General features: G+C 34.8%; 20 protein-coding genes. 12 read left to right on the forward strand and 8 right to left on the reverse strand.

Annotated features, from left to right (window positions below; translation table 11 throughout):
- Positions 1-103 precede the first annotated feature (103 nt).
- From NADRNF5_RS11280 to NADRNF5_RS02720, 3 genes are all read right to left on the reverse strand, one after another.
- Positions 104-496 (reverse strand): hypothetical protein, encoded by a 393-nt coding sequence (locus NADRNF5_RS11280; RefSeq protein ID WP_192828350.1) that lies wholly within the window; start codon positions 494-496, stop codon positions 104-106.
- Positions 497-682: 186 nt separating this feature from the next.
- Positions 683-1,012, reverse strand: a complete 330-nt coding sequence (locus tag NADRNF5_RS02715) for a YnfA family protein (RefSeq protein ID WP_048115485.1) — start codon at positions 1,010-1,012, stop codon at positions 683-685.
- Positions 1,000-1,365 (reverse strand): YnfA family protein, encoded by a 366-nt coding sequence (locus NADRNF5_RS02720; RefSeq protein WP_048115488.1) that lies wholly within the window; start codon positions 1,363-1,365, stop codon positions 1,000-1,002. Before NADRNF5_RS02720 ends, NADRNF5_RS02715 begins: the two co-directional genes overlap by 13 nt.
- Before the next feature lie 233 nt (positions 1,366-1,598).
- Between NADRNF5_RS02720 and NADRNF5_RS02725 the strand changes: the two genes are divergently transcribed.
- On the forward strand, positions 1,599-1,922 hold the full coding sequence (locus tag NADRNF5_RS02725; RefSeq protein WP_148313041.1) for a hypothetical protein: 324 nt from the start codon (positions 1,599-1,601) through the stop codon (positions 1,920-1,922).
- A 318-nt stretch (positions 1,923-2,240) separates the two neighbouring features.
- Complete coding sequence (locus NADRNF5_RS02730; protein ID WP_048118860.1) at positions 2,241-2,660, forward strand: winged helix-turn-helix transcriptional regulator; 420 nt, start codon at positions 2,241-2,243, stop codon at positions 2,658-2,660.
- On the opposite strand, the gene NADRNF5_RS02735 is transcribed toward NADRNF5_RS02730, so the two are convergent.
- The 3 genes from NADRNF5_RS02735 to NADRNF5_RS11085 all read right to left on the reverse strand — a co-directional run bounded on the left by NADRNF5_RS02735 (position 2,657) and on the right by NADRNF5_RS11085 (position 3,641).
- Positions 2,657-3,136, reverse strand: coding sequence for a DUF4396 domain-containing protein (locus NADRNF5_RS02735; RefSeq protein WP_052661860.1), 480 nt, complete (start codon positions 3,134-3,136; stop codon positions 2,657-2,659). The genes NADRNF5_RS02730 and NADRNF5_RS02735 overlap by 4 nt on opposite strands.
- A gap of 200 nt (positions 3,137-3,336) precedes the next feature.
- Complete coding sequence (locus NADRNF5_RS11080) at positions 3,337-3,480, reverse strand: hypothetical protein (RefSeq protein WP_160289376.1); 144 nt, start codon at positions 3,478-3,480, stop codon at positions 3,337-3,339.
- Positions 3,477-3,641, reverse strand: coding sequence for a hypothetical protein (locus NADRNF5_RS11085; RefSeq protein ID WP_160289377.1), 165 nt, complete (start codon positions 3,639-3,641; stop codon positions 3,477-3,479). Before NADRNF5_RS11085 ends, NADRNF5_RS11080 begins: the two co-directional genes overlap by 4 nt.
- A gap of 142 nt (positions 3,642-3,783) precedes the next feature.
- On the opposite strand from NADRNF5_RS11085, the gene NADRNF5_RS02740 reads away from it, so the two are divergent.
- The 6 genes from NADRNF5_RS02740 to NADRNF5_RS02765 all read left to right on the forward strand — a co-directional run bounded on the left by NADRNF5_RS02740 (position 3,784) and on the right by NADRNF5_RS02765 (position 10,959).
- Positions 3,784-4,206, forward strand: coding sequence for a DoxX family protein (locus NADRNF5_RS02740; protein WP_048115493.1), 423 nt, complete (start codon positions 3,784-3,786; stop codon positions 4,204-4,206).
- 267 nt (positions 4,207-4,473) lie between these two features.
- Positions 4,474-5,403 carry a choice-of-anchor C family protein gene (locus tag NADRNF5_RS02745; protein ID WP_160289378.1) on the forward strand — a complete coding sequence of 310 codons (930 nt, stop codon included), beginning with the start codon at positions 4,474-4,476 and terminating at the stop codon, positions 5,401-5,403.
- A gap of 195 nt (positions 5,404-5,598) precedes the next feature.
- On the forward strand, positions 5,599-7,005 hold the full coding sequence (locus NADRNF5_RS11930; RefSeq protein WP_048115495.1) for a cadherin-like domain-containing protein: 1,407 nt from the start codon (positions 5,599-5,601) through the stop codon (positions 7,003-7,005).
- Between the two features lie 121 nt (positions 7,006-7,126).
- Positions 7,127-9,484 carry an HYR domain-containing protein gene (locus NADRNF5_RS02755; protein WP_048115498.1) on the forward strand — a complete coding sequence of 786 codons (2,358 nt, stop codon included), beginning with the start codon at positions 7,127-7,129 and terminating at the stop codon, positions 9,482-9,484.
- 661 nt (positions 9,485-10,145) lie between these two features.
- The gene (locus tag NADRNF5_RS02760; protein WP_048115500.1) at positions 10,146-10,490 is read left to right on the forward strand and encodes a hypothetical protein; all 345 of its coding nucleotides are present in this window, start codon (positions 10,146-10,148) and stop codon (positions 10,488-10,490) included.
- Positions 10,491-10,542: 52 nt separating this feature from the next.
- Positions 10,543-10,959 (forward strand): cell division FtsX domain-containing protein, encoded by a 417-nt coding sequence (locus NADRNF5_RS02765; RefSeq protein WP_048115503.1) that lies wholly within the window; start codon positions 10,543-10,545, stop codon positions 10,957-10,959.
- 117 nt (positions 10,960-11,076) lie between these two features.
- Here NADRNF5_RS02765 and NADRNF5_RS02770 read toward each other — a convergent pair whose 3' ends face one another.
- A complete protein-coding gene (locus NADRNF5_RS02770; RefSeq protein ID WP_148313042.1) occupies positions 11,077-11,775 on the reverse strand; it encodes a hypothetical protein in 699 nt (232 codons plus the stop codon).
- Between the two features lie 375 nt (positions 11,776-12,150).
- Here NADRNF5_RS02770 and NADRNF5_RS02775 point away from each other — a divergent pair, with 375 nt between their 5' ends.
- The 4 genes from NADRNF5_RS02775 (at position 12,151) to NADRNF5_RS02790 (ending at position 14,991) form a co-directional block, all read left to right on the forward strand.
- On the forward strand, positions 12,151-12,405 hold the full coding sequence (locus NADRNF5_RS02775; RefSeq protein WP_237089320.1) for a helix-turn-helix domain-containing protein: 255 nt from the start codon (positions 12,151-12,153) through the stop codon (positions 12,403-12,405).
- Positions 12,398-12,853, forward strand: a complete 456-nt coding sequence (locus NADRNF5_RS02780; RefSeq protein ID WP_048115513.1) for a hypothetical protein — start codon at positions 12,398-12,400, stop codon at positions 12,851-12,853. Before NADRNF5_RS02775 ends, NADRNF5_RS02780 begins: the two co-directional genes overlap by 8 nt.
- A 24-nt stretch (positions 12,854-12,877) precedes the next feature.
- Positions 12,878-13,252 carry a hypothetical protein gene (locus NADRNF5_RS02785; protein WP_048115516.1) on the forward strand — a complete coding sequence of 125 codons (375 nt, stop codon included), beginning with the start codon at positions 12,878-12,880 and terminating at the stop codon, positions 13,250-13,252.
- A gap of 392 nt (positions 13,253-13,644) precedes the next feature.
- Positions 13,645-14,991, forward strand: a complete 1,347-nt coding sequence (locus NADRNF5_RS02790) for a multicopper oxidase domain-containing protein (RefSeq protein ID WP_048115519.1) — start codon at positions 13,645-13,647, stop codon at positions 14,989-14,991.
- On the opposite strand, the gene NADRNF5_RS02795 is transcribed toward NADRNF5_RS02790, so the two are convergent.
- Positions 14,992-15,525: a hypothetical protein gene (locus tag NADRNF5_RS02795; protein WP_048115522.1), complete on the reverse strand. Its 534-nt coding sequence runs from the start codon at positions 15,523-15,525 to the stop codon at positions 14,992-14,994.
- Positions 15,526-15,541: the final 16 nt, after the last annotated feature.

Consider the following 15,541-nt stretch of genomic DNA (forward strand, 5'->3'; position numbering starts at 1 on the left):
CTCTAAAATTTGTATCAAAAAATACCTGTTATTAATTCACTAAATCGACATGCTGTGTATAGAATAATTTTGAATACGAGGGTTCAAAATAATAAAAAAGAAGTTATTGAGATTTAATGGTTGCCAAAGTTTCCATAATTACTTTGATTTGCTTCATTAGGACTTGTTGCATATCTGCTAGCTGTTCTTGCAAGAATTTAATCTCCTCCCGTAGTTTTTGATTTTCTTCTCTAAGACTAATTAGTTCTTTCTTGTCGTCATCATACTTGTCATCATCGTATCTGTCGTCATCATACTTGTCATCATCGTATCTGTCGTCATCATACTTGTCATCATCGTATCTGTCGTCATCATACTTGTCATCATCGTATCTGTCGTCATCATACTTGTCATCATCGTATCTGTCGTCATCTTCGCTTGCAAAAGCAAAGCCAGTAGGCAGAGAAAGCACCAAAATTGCTAACAGAAAGAATGTTGCAATACTGTATTTCTTCATGGTAAACATAACGGCAAAATTCAATTTAATGAGGGTAGATATTTTCCATAACTGATTTTCATGTATGAAAGTAATGCCTAATCTTTCATAATATTATGGAAAAATTATTGATAGAGCCGGATGGTTTTACTTTAGACTGAAAGAGTACGATGTCTCATTTTATCTACCAAGAGTAAAAGATTACAATTAACGAGGCCAATAAAACATGATTGCAACCCCTATCAAGACAATAATGGAACCTATTATCTCAAATCTGTCTGGTTTTTTCTTGTCAACCCAATATCCCCAAATAATTGAGGATACTACAAATATTCCTCCATACGTTGCATACACTTTTCCAAAGTCTGCGGGTTGCAAAGTCATAACAATTCCATAAGAAAATAAAATCAATCCACCAATCAAACCCAATACCTTTCCCTTATGATCACGTAGCCATTTCCATACAAGATACCCTCCACCAATCTCTAGTAGTGCTGCAAAAAAGAAAATGCCAATAGTTGATGCTACTTCGACCAAATTTTTTCTCCTTTTCTTGGATAGTAGAAAATTATCAAGACTCCAATAACCGCAATTATTGTTCCAACGATGTCATAGTTGTCAGGAGTTACTCCATCAATTAGCCACCCCCAAAATACTGACATTACAATAAAGACTCCTCCATAAGCTGCATAGACTCTATGAAAGTGAGTTTTCTGAAATGTGGGGACTATTCCATACAAAAATAACACGAATCCTCCGATTGCCCCTAATACAAAACCAAAATCTTCACGTATCCAAAGCCAAACTAGGTACCCACCACCAATCTCACAAAGACCAGCTAGAAAAAATAACAAAACTGAAGTGAAAAAATTCTTTGGTTGGTTATTCATTTAACACCAAAATGGAATAAAGATTCTATATTATAACTAGTTAAGATAAATGGGTTGGAATCCAAGAAAAAGCAGTTTTGTGGTTATTGTCCTGAAGACAAATGTTTGTTAGATTGTAAGATATGTAATCCAAAGTTTGGCAAAGGATGCAAATGTGATTGCTAAACCTAGTTTTAGACTGTAAGAATAAAGATTCGAAATTCTTATGAATCTCATAATTTTAGCTTGAATAATTGAAAACTAGACTCATCATCATATCTATAATTGTGATAATTGTTGTTTTGTCTGGTATAGTTTATGCAATTTCAGTAATTAATGAACCAAAAACTGCAAAAGATTGCAGATTCACATATGCAAAGGGTGGACAGGAAATGTTGGATTGTCTAGAAAAAATTAGAGATAACTCGTCTATACCTTCTGCACAAGAGTTTCTGAAAATGGATTGTAAAGAACTTGAACATCATTTTCCTGAATTTCCTAACAAAGAAGTTGCAGATGCTTGGATAACCAGAATGCATGAATGCCTTACTGAACAAGAAAAAGAAAATGAAAACTAAATTTTTGATTGCATGTGGAATTGTGGGTACGGGTATCTTAATTACAATAATATTTTTAGAATGGGTCTCACAATTTGAGTAATTTTTACTTTTACTGCAAAAATACAAGATTACGACATTAATTCTCGCTAGGGGCTTTATCTAATTGATTAAAATCCCCGTGCTGGAGTATGATAAGGAAGGGCCATTTGACTCTAAAAAACAGGTAATTTAATTCTGTGATGGGCCACCATGATCTGTTTATAGACTAATAGAATATACTAATTCTAATTGACTGTTGATCTTGACAATATCGATGTTGCAATAATAAAATCCTTAATGCAGGATGGAAGGAAATCCTTTCGAGCTATCTCTAGAGAACTTAAAATCAGCACTCCTACCATTAAAGCAAGATATGATAGGTTGGTAAATATGGGATTGATTAAATCTGTACGCCCAGAAATTGACATTTCAAAAATTTCAGTTAGCGCTAAGAAAAAACTTCCAAACGAATTGGTAGATTATCTAAAGATTCAAAAAAAGAGTCTTCACATCAATCTTGACAATCTCAAGGTAAAACTAGAATGTGAATTTTGTGAAGGGCCAATTCATGAAAAACCCAAAGTATTAAAATTTGCAGATATTGAGAGATTTTTCTGCTGTAGTTCGTGTAAAAATGACTACCGGGAAAAATATGGTGGAAGAATACAATCTTTAATTGAAGAATATGAAGAAAATAAAAAAATGAAAAAAGCCTAATGGCATGAAGGCTTTTTCCCTTTTTGGACTTCTTTTTTCATAGCCCAGTACATTATTGGGTATGATGCCAAAAATCCAACAGGCAATATTATTGCCAATCCAATCCAGAAGATAGGACCAAACAAATGTGCGCCAATAAATCCCGGAATTAGAAATGCTGCAGTGTTTTCAGCAAATTCCATTGATGCTATGCTTGCAGTATCTCCCACAATTGCAACTCTAGCTGCTTGTTTTAGAGATAGTGTCTTGAGCATTGGAATTATTGTAAAAGCGTAACCTGTTGCAAAGGCTAAACTCACAGCAAGAATCAGGGTAGAAATAAAATCCCAATTGTAATGGAATCCCAATATCATTCCAGTAACTTCTCCAATGTTGCATCCTAGCAAACATCTAAGGGTGTGCTTTATTGTCTCTTTACGCAAATTAGTAGACGTTAGTCCATGTTTTGCATGAGTTGTGTGGTTGTTTTGATTCATGACCGCTATACGGCAATCAGGTAGATATTGACTAGACTTTACAATTGTAAAATACACTACACTGTGAATTCATTTAGCAATACAACCTAAAAAATCAAAGAAACAAAACATGTTGTTTTTTTCTTTGAATATAAAATACAACAACTATCTAAAATTAACTAAAGTTTAATTCAAAAATCATATCCATGTAGCAAAGACAATCATGAGATTCCTTCCTTTAGAATTGCTCTAGCATTTAGTAAAGACTCGTTATTTCTGGTAAGATTTCTTTTGAATTGAACAAATCTACTCATTATTCCATTGTAAGAGATCACCGCATCCTGAACTAATGACCTTTTACTCATTTGACTCTCTCCTCAAACAATGTCCATGTCAATCCTTGAAGATCCTCCCAACTTACTGGAGTTTCATCATCCACAAGAGTTTCCACTTCTTTTACAGGTTCTTTGGTTACCTGAGTTGTTGACAGCGAGTGTTGCTGTTTTGTTTTTATGCATTGTTGCATGTATGAATAATATGATGTGATATAGTTATTCACAAGACTTTACAATTGTAAAATAAAAAATCTGAACTGGAAAATACTCCAATATTGTATATTTACAATTGTAAAGTATACTGTTGATTTATCCTGTAGTGTATAATGAGACATGATTAAACTACAACAAAAACAACAACCAAACAAAATCCAAGAATTAACCTATTGGGGAATTAGAGCCTCAGTTGGAATAATATTTTTTGTATATGGTATGCAAAAATTCGATCCAGTATGGCGGGATCATTTAATTGGTTTTGGACTTCCTCCAGAACTGCAAATCCCTATTGCGTTGGCTGAAACCATAGGCGGTATGTTTCTCATAGTTGGATTTATGACTAGAATCACTGGTGTCATATTTAGCATAATTCTATTGGATGCAATATTTCACATTAGATGGGAAAACGGATTCTTCATATCTCAAGGTGGTTGGGATTATGATCTTGCACTTCTTGCAATGATGTTATTTATCATTGCAACTGGAACTGGTAAAATCTCCATCAATTCAAAACTGAAGATTCCAAAAATTCTTCAGTGATTTTTATTTATTTTTCATTTCATCTTGTTGCGATGATAAAACGTGCTGAGGTATAGATAACGACTCCTCATTTGACCTTTTTGAAGATATTTTGAACAAATCTTTTTCTAACTAAAAAAAGGTTCAAGCCTTTACGGCTTGGAATTCAGATATTGCTATTTTGATTTGTTTATCTTAAGATAATTGTATCATAAAGTATCTCTATGAATTTCGTTCAACAATTTGATTTCTATAATGTTTAATAATGCAGTTATTTTGTGTTTTTCAATGACTAAAACAATACTATCGACAATATTTCTATCGACAATTCTTTTGACATCTTTGATTGCCACTGCTGGCCTTCAAACTGCAAATGCTACAACTAATCTTGTAGTTAATGGAAGTTTTGAAGAAGATCCTACCTCAATCTGTCCTACTTGGTTCGTTATATTATCTGCAGGTTCAACTGTCATTAATGGATGGACTATAGATGGAACTTCTATTGATTGGATTTGTACACTTTGGGAAGCATCAGATGATACAAAAAGCATTGATCTAGCTGGAACCCCAGGACCAGGCAAAATCTCACAAGAGATTCCTACAGTAGTAGGAGCCACTTATGACGTGTCTTTTGATATGGCAGGAAATCCAACTTTATGTGGAGATGGCAATATCAAAACCATGAAAGTTTCTGTAGCTTCATATGAAGACCAGATTGATTTTGATATTACAGGAAAATCAAATACTAACATGGGCTGGGAAACACAGACATTTTCATTTGTTGCAGAGTCCTCTACTAGTACGTTAAGCTTTGAGAGCATTAATGATATTTACTGTGGAGTTGCACTTGATAATGTCTCAGTTATAGAGAGTGTTCCACCTGTGACTCCAGTAGATATTGATATCAAACCAGGAAGCGATGTAAATCCAGTTAATACAAAAAGCAAGGGAGTAATCCCAGTAGCTGTGTATTCAACTGCAGACTTTGATGCAACCACAATTGATCCAGATACAGTAGTATTTGGACCAAACGGAGCAGCAGAATCTCACGGTAAAGCACACATTGAAGATGTTAATGGTGACGGACTAGATGATGTTGTACTTCATTTCAAGACTCAAGAGTCTGGAATAGCAAAAGGTGATACTGAGGCAACTCTCACTGGTGCAACATTTGATGGAACTGCAATAGAAGGCAGCGACAACATCAGAACAAAATAGGTTTTTTCCTTTTTTCTTTTATTTTTAAATAATTTCTTAATCTGTATTCCCTTTTCATCCCCAAAACAGTAACTAAGTCCACGTGTACCCGTATTAACATCTGATAGTATTACGATTTTTAAGAAAATTATTTTTATATTATTTTTTAATTACAAATAATTACATTTAACTACATAGTCTTATTCAAAATTCACAATGACTAAAAATACAATTTCTAAGAGCATGTTTTCTCTAATTGCTCTTGGAGCACTCACTACACTTCTAATGACAATTCCAAATACTTCTTACGCCTTTGTTACAGATGGTTTTGTTGGACCAGTTGATTTTGGTTTGAGTTACAATTATGAAAATTGGGCATCTACTCTAAATGGTGAATTTATCAAAATGACTCCACCTATTGGATTGATTGGAAATAATAATTTCAATGATCATAACCTTCGTGCATTTGATGAAGGACAAAATCTATCCTTTGGGTCTTCATTTAATGTTGATATTCTAGCAACTACTGGTAATCCTGGAGTACTTCCAGCAGGCACATATGCAAGCCATTATGTTGCATATGATCCAGTTAATTCAGGAATTGAAGGATGTATTGATTTTGATGCAGACATTGAAGCTGTTATCACTTCAACATCTTTACTGCAAGCAACTGATGTATTTCAAGACTCAGTAACCACAGGAGCAATATATCAAAACCCTGGATTACGTGGACTTGAAAGTAATCAGGATGATGTAGTAATTGCAGATTCTGATACTGTTTGTCTTGCATTTAGAGCCTCAATTCCTGGTGATTTCATCAGAGTTTTAACATCATTTTCACCATTAGGTGAAGATACCGATGAGGATGGCATTCTAGATGGAAACGACAATTGTCCAGATACTCCAAATGCTGATCAAACTGACTCAGATGGTAATGGAATAGGTGATGCATGTGATAATACACCTCCAGTTGCAGAAGATGACGAATACACTATTGATGAAGATACTGTTCTAAATAATGATGTCACTACAAATGACAGTGATGCAGAAGATGATATTCTAACTGTAACACTCGTAGATGATGTTTCAAATGGAATACTTGTCTTTAATTCTGATGGTACATTCGAATACACTCCAAATGAAAACTATTTCGGATCTGACTCATTTACTTACTTTGTAAATGATGGAAGCGAAGATAGTAACATTGCAACCGTTTCAATTACTGTAAATGCCGTAAATGATGCACCAGTATGTTCTGAAGGAAGTGATCTAGGAACTCTTTGGCCACCTAACCACAAAATGAAATCAATTGATATTTCACTTGAAGCAACTGATGTTGATGGGGATGATTTATTCTTTACAATTACTAGTATCTTCCAAGATGAACCAGTAGACACAAAAGGTGATGGAAAAACAAAACCTGATGCAAAAATCATTGATGAAAATACTGTTGAAGTAAGGGTAGAGCGTTCAGGAAATGAAAATGGTAGAGTTTACCATATCACTGTAGATGCAAGTGATGGTGAAGCATCCTGTACTGGAACATTCACAGTTGGAGTGCCACATGACAAGAAAGACACACCTGTAGATGACGGAGCAAACTTCAACTCTACAGAGTCCTAACTTTTTCTTTTTTCATTTTCTAAACTCTAAAATATTTTCATAAATTCTTTTCTTCATAACTTATCTATACGAAATTCGTCTACAAGATCAGTTTATTAGATGTGCTTAATGGTTTATTATATTGAAATTAAAATTATTAATTCCAATAATTTTCAGTGTTTTACTTTTAGGTTTTACACTACATCAAGATGTTTTTGCAGCAACATGTTCTGATTTTACAGATGAAACAAGTTGTAATGCCTCTTCATTTTGTGCATGGGAAAGCAACATGTGTGTTATTTCCCTACCAAGTGATGGAACCCTCACAGTAACAAAAGATGCCTCCCCATCTACCATAGACTTGGCAGGTTCTGGAGGACAAGAACAAACAACAATCACAATTGATGTTCAAGGAATCTCACTAGACCAAAATCTTGAGACTATATTTCTAATGGATTCTTCTGGAAGTGTAGGATCTTCTGGATGGCAAATAGAAAAAGATTTTGTAAATAATATTATTCAAACAAGCCTGCCTGACTCAACTGATCCTGTTGGAATTATCCGATTCTCTAATTCTGCTATAGTTGATCATCATTTAATTGATAATCAAGACAGAAACGTACTCCAAAATCTTGTTAATAGTTTGAACTTTATTTCTAGTACAACTGCTACAAGGGATGCAGTACAAGCTGGAATAAATGAATTCAACACTAATGGTGTTTCTAATGCTCCAAAACTCATGTTACTAATTACTGATGGAAATCCATTTCCATCTAGCTCACAAAATCCTTGTACTGCCCCCTCTCTTAAAACTCAATTAGATTCTAATGCAATAAAAGTAGTAATTATTGGAGTTGGAAATAATTGGAATCCTTCCTTAATTTCTTGTTTGGTCGATGATCCAAGCACTGATATCATATTTGTTAGCAGTTTTTCAGCAGGCTTATTTAATCAAATTAAATCACAAATTGATGCACAAATCATTGCAGCCAATGCTGCATCAAATGTCAATCTAGTTGAGACAACACAAAGTCATATCATTGATGAAGATAATTTCTCCATTCCACCTGATTCAATATCCACCCTTCTTGGAGGACAAACCCAATTGGTTTGGAACAACATTGCACAACATGTAGGAGACAATAATGATAGGCTATCTATTGATGAAACATTTACTGTTTCCTTTACTGCAAAATCAAATCAACCAGGTGTTGACTTGGAAGTAAACGATTTGACAGAATCTACAATCACCTTTAATGATCCAAATGGATCTCCAATGAGCGTTGATTTACCACAGGCATTAATCACAGTAATTGATCCTTTCCCAACAATCACAGTACCCTCTGACATTACTGAAGAAGCAACCGGACCTAATGGTGCAAATGTGGACTTTGTTGTAACTGGAAATGATGCAAATGACGGAGCTCTAACCCCAACTTGTGATGCAAACACTGGTGACTTGTTCCCACTTGGAACCACTCCAGTAAATTGCTCTGTTACTGACTCTTCAGGAAATACCGTGAATGATTCTTTCACAATAACCGTACAAGATACAATTCCTCCAACACTTGACCTTCCAGCTGATATAACTCAGGAAGCAGAAGGACCAAACACTCGTGTATTCTTTGATACATCTGCAACTGACATTGTAGATGGTACTGTAACTCCAGTCTGTAGTGCAACATCAGGTGACACATTCCCACTTGGAACAACTCCAATTACTTGCACTGCAACAGATAACGCTGGAAATACTGCAGACTCTTTCTTTGATATCTTTATTGAGGATACTACAGCCCCTGAACTAACTGTACCTGGTGATATATCAACTAGCACTGGTGATCCAAACGGTACCGAAGTATTCTTTGATACTTTTGCAACAGACCTAGTTGATGGAGATATTACGCCAACTTGTGATGTTTCATCCGGATTTGTTTTCCCAATTGGAACAACCACAGTAAATTGTTCTGTAACAGATAACGCTGGAAATACTGCAGACTCTTTCTTTGATGTAATTGTAGAATTATCCTACAAGGGTCAAAAAGAGGCTCAAATTTCATTCTTAGAAGCACTAACTGATGATGCACCAAAGAAAACTCACAAAGATCTTGAAAAGGCAATAAAATCTATTGAGAAAAGTATTGATGATAAATTATGGGAAACTGATGTTACGCTAACTGAAAAACACGGTCACAAAGTCTTTGACGAAGAAAAATCTGCAGTTAAAGACCTGTTAAAGATTCAAAAAGATGATGATTCAACTGACGTATCTCAAGTGATTAAAGCGCTAGTTGATGTTGACAGAGAACTTGCACAAGATGCAATTGATGCAGCTACTGTTTTTGCAGGTGACAAAAAAGTCGATAAAGAACTAGAGAAAGCAAATGATGAGATGAAAAAGGCCCAAGAAGAATTAGATGACGATAAACCTGACAAGGCAATTGACAAATTCAAGAAAGCATGGGAGCATGCCCAAAAAGCAATCAAACACGCAACAAAATAATTAACCTCTTCGCTTCTTTTTTCTTTTTAAAATTTAATTTCATGCCTATCTGCATCCATTTTCATCCTCAAAATAGTAGGTGACTCCCCGTGAAGTTGAACTCACTTGCGGTGTATAACTAAAAGTATGAAACTCTGAAAAACTGTCTAGTTTTGCATAGTTATGAACTCTGTTTGGGTTTCAAACTACATATTTTTAAAAAATGGCATAGTTTGGCATAGTTTTGAGCCTGAAATTTAGGATTCTACATTGAATGTTATAGGATTTTGTGTGCCGGGGGCGAGTTTTGTGAAACTAGTTTGATGCCCATCCATTTTGTTTATAAAGAAAATTTAATTTTTCCAATTTTAGATCTTTTTTAAAATTAGAATTGGACAATATTTTCTAAAATATTAACAAACTGCAAATATTTTCTGAAAAATGCCAGTGAAAGTCTTAAAGTTCAGGTAACATAGTTACGTATCATTTGATAACCATAAAAAAGAACATGATTCTATGAGCGAATTTGAGGGATGGAATTGAAAAAGATTTGTAAGACCTGTGAGAAAGAATTTGAAAACAGATCAAGCTATTTTTGTTCAGTAGAATGTGCTGGTAAAAATCTGGAGGAATTTAGTAATTCTTAAAAAGAACAATTTTTGGATTTTTATGGTGGATTTGAATGGATTCTAAATTATTGATATTTGTAATTGCAGGTTTGATCATGCTGTCTTATTCTACATATGATGCATTTGCACAACCTTTGCAAGAGGTAAATGCAGATGTGATTGAATTTGACGGTACATTTGGAATAATTGAGATTTCATGGAACAATAACGGCGCATCATACTATGAAGTTGGATGTGTAAGCTGTATGCCAAACTTGTCTGATACTACCCCTGAAAACTCGATGATCCTAAACGATGTTACTGCTTTTGCTAATGGTGATGCGCTCCTTTATGTTATAGCATATGATGAGAATTCTGAGATAATTACAGCAACACAAGTCATTATGAAATTAGTCTGATAATTATCAAGAAATATGTATTTTTATCCAAACAAATGATGATGGAAAGAAAATGAAAACTCTGTACAAAATAACTATTGGCATCACCATTCCGTTGGTGCTTTTTGGAATCTTTGTTCTGCTTATAGCAATTAATGTAAGCCACATGCTTGAAAACTCTGAAAGATGGATGGTTGAACTAGAACCAGATCTTGATTTATCTGATGATCAACTAGAATCACAAATAAAAAATGAAGATCTCAAAGAACTTCGCCTTTATAGAGTGCAAACCCTTGAAGATTACTTTGAATCACTGCCTCCTAATTTTGAGCGACAGTTCAAGGCTTCAATTGATACTGAGCATAGATTTGTTGTCTATATTGATGAAAACCACGAATATTCTAAACAACAAACACAATCAATTTTTAATGATATTGATGGAATCAAAGAATCCCGATATCTTCATGATTGGTTACTAAATAAAAATTGAATTCAAAGAAATTTCTTGGTTCAAATTGTAATGGAAGCATGGTTTGACTGGGGTATAGTCAACAGCTCCTCGTTTGACCTTGTTTAGAATTTATGGTAAAAAAAGAGAAAAAAAACTCTAGATATGTGAACTTCTCATATTGAGAAATACAGAATCTTTGAGTTCTTTGAGTTGTTCTTTAATTGACTTTGCAGTCTCTGAATCTCCATTCTCATATGCATCTCTAAGCTGTTGCAATAAATCTAGAAATTGAGCTCTTGCAGCGTCAACATCGGCATCACCAGTTGGTTCTGAGAATTTTTGCTGGAACTTTTCAATTTTTCTATCCATCTTATCACCCTTCATCTTTGAGTGATCATATGTCTTTGAAATTGATGTAAAGTTTGTACTATCACCTGCGTCAACAACAAAGATGTTCTTGGTCTTTGTTTGAGATTCTTCATCTCTGTCTATGCTGATGATTTTCCAGACAACAAACTTGTTGTCTTCACCATCTTTTGCAATTCCAATTTTTGCTTTCATTGCATCAGTAACACCGTTACTTTCTGCAACAGAAACTGCTTGACCCAAAGAAACTGTTACTTGGCTTTTTAGCTCAGCATGAGTCTCTTTTGTCATTTCAGCAGGAATTACAATTGATCCAGTAAATCCTTCAACTAGGATAGCTTTGTGTCCATGTCCTTTTTTGTGGTATTTGTCTCCACCCATTTTTGCATAATCTCCGCCTTCTGCCATTACACCAGGTAATGCTGCAACAAACATCAGAGCAAAGACTGCTGCAAATGCAGGAATCATGTACTTTGTTTTACTATTCATTGATAGTTTCATCAATTTTAGAATAAAAGTTGTTGTTATCAAGTGATACGTAACTATGTTACCTGAACTTTAAGACCTCTGCTGGTATTTTTTCTTCATGGTTCAATTCTGCAAGGGTATTTGTGAGCAGAAAAAGGCATATTCGATGCCAAATAATTTACGTTATAAATCCGGACAGAAAAGATGTGGTCTCTGTGATTGTTATTTTTATACTGATGAACATTCCTGTCCATGTTGCAGTACGCGACTTAGGACTAAACCTCGAAACAAACGACTATGGGAAAGATGATAATCTGTTATGGGCTGTATTTTTAGGGGCGATAATTTCTGGTACGTGAATACAGGGATAGAATTTACATTAGAAAGGATATTCTCTTGAAGCTTTACGAGTATGGTGAGATGAATCAAACAAGATTGATGAGTATTTGCGGTCTGAATAACGTAAAACACAAAGGAATTGTGGACAGTATGGTGGAAAAACAGATGATAAACAGAAAAGAAGAGCCATGGGGAAACAAGACAATTTACAAATACAGTATATCTGAGAAAGGAAAAAATCTACTTGAAGAAGTCTTGCAGAAATATGAGGACTTGTTCCCTAGAGACAACGGAGACAAAAAAAATGACTAACAAAAAAGAACGTGAAAATATTTTTGAAATTTTAGATGGAATGATGTTCCAGCTAAGTAAAACAAAAAAAATGTTCTTAATTATGATAATTACGACATTAATCATTCCTCCAATATCCATAATTGCAATTTCCAGTGCATTTGATCCTCCTCATCAAGACAGGTTCAAAGAGGATTTTGATATACGATTACAATCAAAATTGGATAGTGGTGAGATAACTGAAGATGAGTATAATTTGATAAAGGAGAAATTCTCAAAGAAGATAAAACCTCATCCTTTACTCCGTCCTCATCAGCTTGTAATATTTGCAATTTCTGTCGTGTGGTTGGGCGTTGGTATTAGGCAGTGGTTTGTTATTTCTAAATGGGATAAGAGATATCAACAGTTCAAGGAAAACCAAAAAGAGATTGATAAGAAATTTGAGGATGATTCAGATGATGAAAAATAAAATGATTAATGGAAATGTCGTACAATGAATAATCTAAATATTTTGTTTTATGCCGCAGCTGCAACTACTGCAATTGCAGGAATAATTCATGTTGTCTTGGGTATTCCATCAAACAATCAGAACATGCAGATACTATTTGTTGTAGGTGGAGTTGTACAAATCTTCTGGGTTGTGCCAATGATCAGAAAATGGGGAAATGTATGGTATGGTGTTGGTCTGGGCGGAACTCTTGTATTCATAGCGATATGGGTAATTACCAGAATTCCTGATAATTTCATTACTGGTAGAGGGGGACGAATCAGTGATAACGGAATCTTGACTGAAGTATTTCAGATTGCATTTGTTGCACTGATAATAGCTATTCTTGTCATGGGAAGTAAAATAACTGAGAAAAAATGAAATACTATAATTTTCAAAAACAAAAAAAGTATTATGAATTGGTATATTATCGCTCTATCAACAATCATCGGATTGGAATCTAATTATATTTGATTATTCTCTTTTGATAAACTCTGTTTTTGGCTCTAACACGCAATTTCGTGTTACAGCAGGAACAACGAATCAGTTTTGTCTGAATGAAACGAGAACATGTGGTGCACCATTTTAATCCGTTCTGATACTTTAAACCTCCTTCAAATCTTTTTGTCACAAAGTCAATGCAGTATCCTTTACATCTTGGTGCCAAGATATCTTAAAAAAATTCTTACTAGATAAGATCACTGTATGCAACTGTTTGCAACTGTTTGCAGAATAAACTTCCTAGTTAATAGCAAAACAAATTCATGTTTTTCGTGGACAGAACCATTGTAATGCTCATCGGAGTTGTCTCCCTTGGAGTAACACTTGGCATTTTTTTCTTTGATGCAGAATTACCTTTACAGTCATTTGCAGAAGATAATTCTGTTCACAATCCCCCAAAAACAATCACCTATACTGTAATTGCTGAAGATACAACACTTGAGATTGCTCCTGGAACCAGAGTTGAAGCCTGGACATACAATGGAACCATTCCTGGTCCTACGTTAAGGGCAACTGAGGGTGATCGTGTAATTATCAATTTTATCAATAATGGGAAACTCCCACACACAATGCATTTTCATGGAGATCACAATGAAAAAAATGATGGCGTATTCCAAGAAGTTCTTCCCGGTGAATCATATGTCTATGATTTCATTGCAGAGCCTGCAGGACTATTCATGTATCACTGCCATGTGATGCCCGTCTCTGAGCATATTCGAAATGGTTTGTACGGTGCATTCATAGTTGATCCTAAAGAAGGATTGGAACCTGCACGAGAATATGTACTAGTAAAAGGAGAATATGATTTAGAAGATCAAGAGACTTGGACTCCAGATTATGTTTTCTTTAATGGATATGCTGATCAATATTGGAATTATCCATTACCTGTTAAGACTGGAGAAAAAGTAAGATTGTATTACGTTGACATGGGAGCAATTGCTGCTTTTGGATTTCACATTCATGGAACAATCTTTGATACAATAATATCTGGAATTTGGGAGAATAAACCCATACGAACCCAAACATGGGAAGTAAGTCCAGGAAATGCAGCTATCTTCGAGGCAACATGGAAAGACCCAGGAAGGTATCTTTTCCACTTGCATGGTGTTCCAGAAGAAAAAGGAACAATGGCTTACTTTGATGTACGTGAAGCTTCCTCTGATGCAGTTGATGGTGTAGAAATTGCAAGAACAAAATCTATAGACATGTGGGAATGGCAAAAACAGATTACAATTAATTTACAGCAACCAGATCCAAATGGCGAGATTACAAAAACATCTGCTAGTTCATCTGGGCATTCCCAACATGCTCCAGCATCTACTGAAATTGATGAATCTCAGATAGTTGAAACAAATCTCTGTGATGTGGAAACTGGTTCTGCAGTTCCATCCTCAAACAAATCATATTATCCGAAATTCAATCAGGCAAATGTTGGTGATACTGTGACGTGGACTAACAAAGACGTCTCTGTACATACCATTACAAGCAATGATGATCTATTTGACTCTGGAATGATGATGCCTGGTGATACATTTGAACAAAAATTTGATGATGCAGGTTTGTATGAATATTATTGCATGCTTCATCCTTGGATGACTGGAGCTGTAAAAATAAAATAATTATTTTTCAAAAGACAATTCCATCATCATGTCTTTGATTTGAAAATCTATCTTTTTTTCCAACACGTTGTTAAAAATTAGCTCCAATACAGTTTTGTGATACAATGACCAATTATATCCTAAATCGTGTTTTATTATGTAGCTGTGCTTTGATCCATTGATTGTGTGGTTCATCTCAAAATCTGATATCTTCATTCTCGTAACAAACCACGATACAAAAGAGTCAATATCCATGGTTCCTTTCATAAACGTGGAAATATCTGATACTATGCTCTGGCCAATCTGTCGTGCCAATTCAACTGTCTCTTCTTCTGATAGTTTTTCAAACAATGCACTGACTATGGGTTTTGCAACTGGAATCATGCCAACCTTGGGCTCAAACATGTCCCAGTCTACATATCTTGAAAAAATTTTGTTTGCCAACACATTAAGACTGACTCCTTGAGATTCAGATTCTGCTCTTATCTTATCTAGAACACTGCCATCCAATCTGAATGACATTGTTTCTGTTTTCTTTTTTTGCTCATCTGACAAGTATTGTGATTATTTC

It is taken from the genome of Nitrosopumilus adriaticus (assembly GCF_000956175.1).
Classification (GTDB): domain Archaea; phylum Thermoproteota; class Nitrososphaeria; order Nitrososphaerales; family Nitrosopumilaceae; genus Nitrosopumilus; species Nitrosopumilus adriaticus.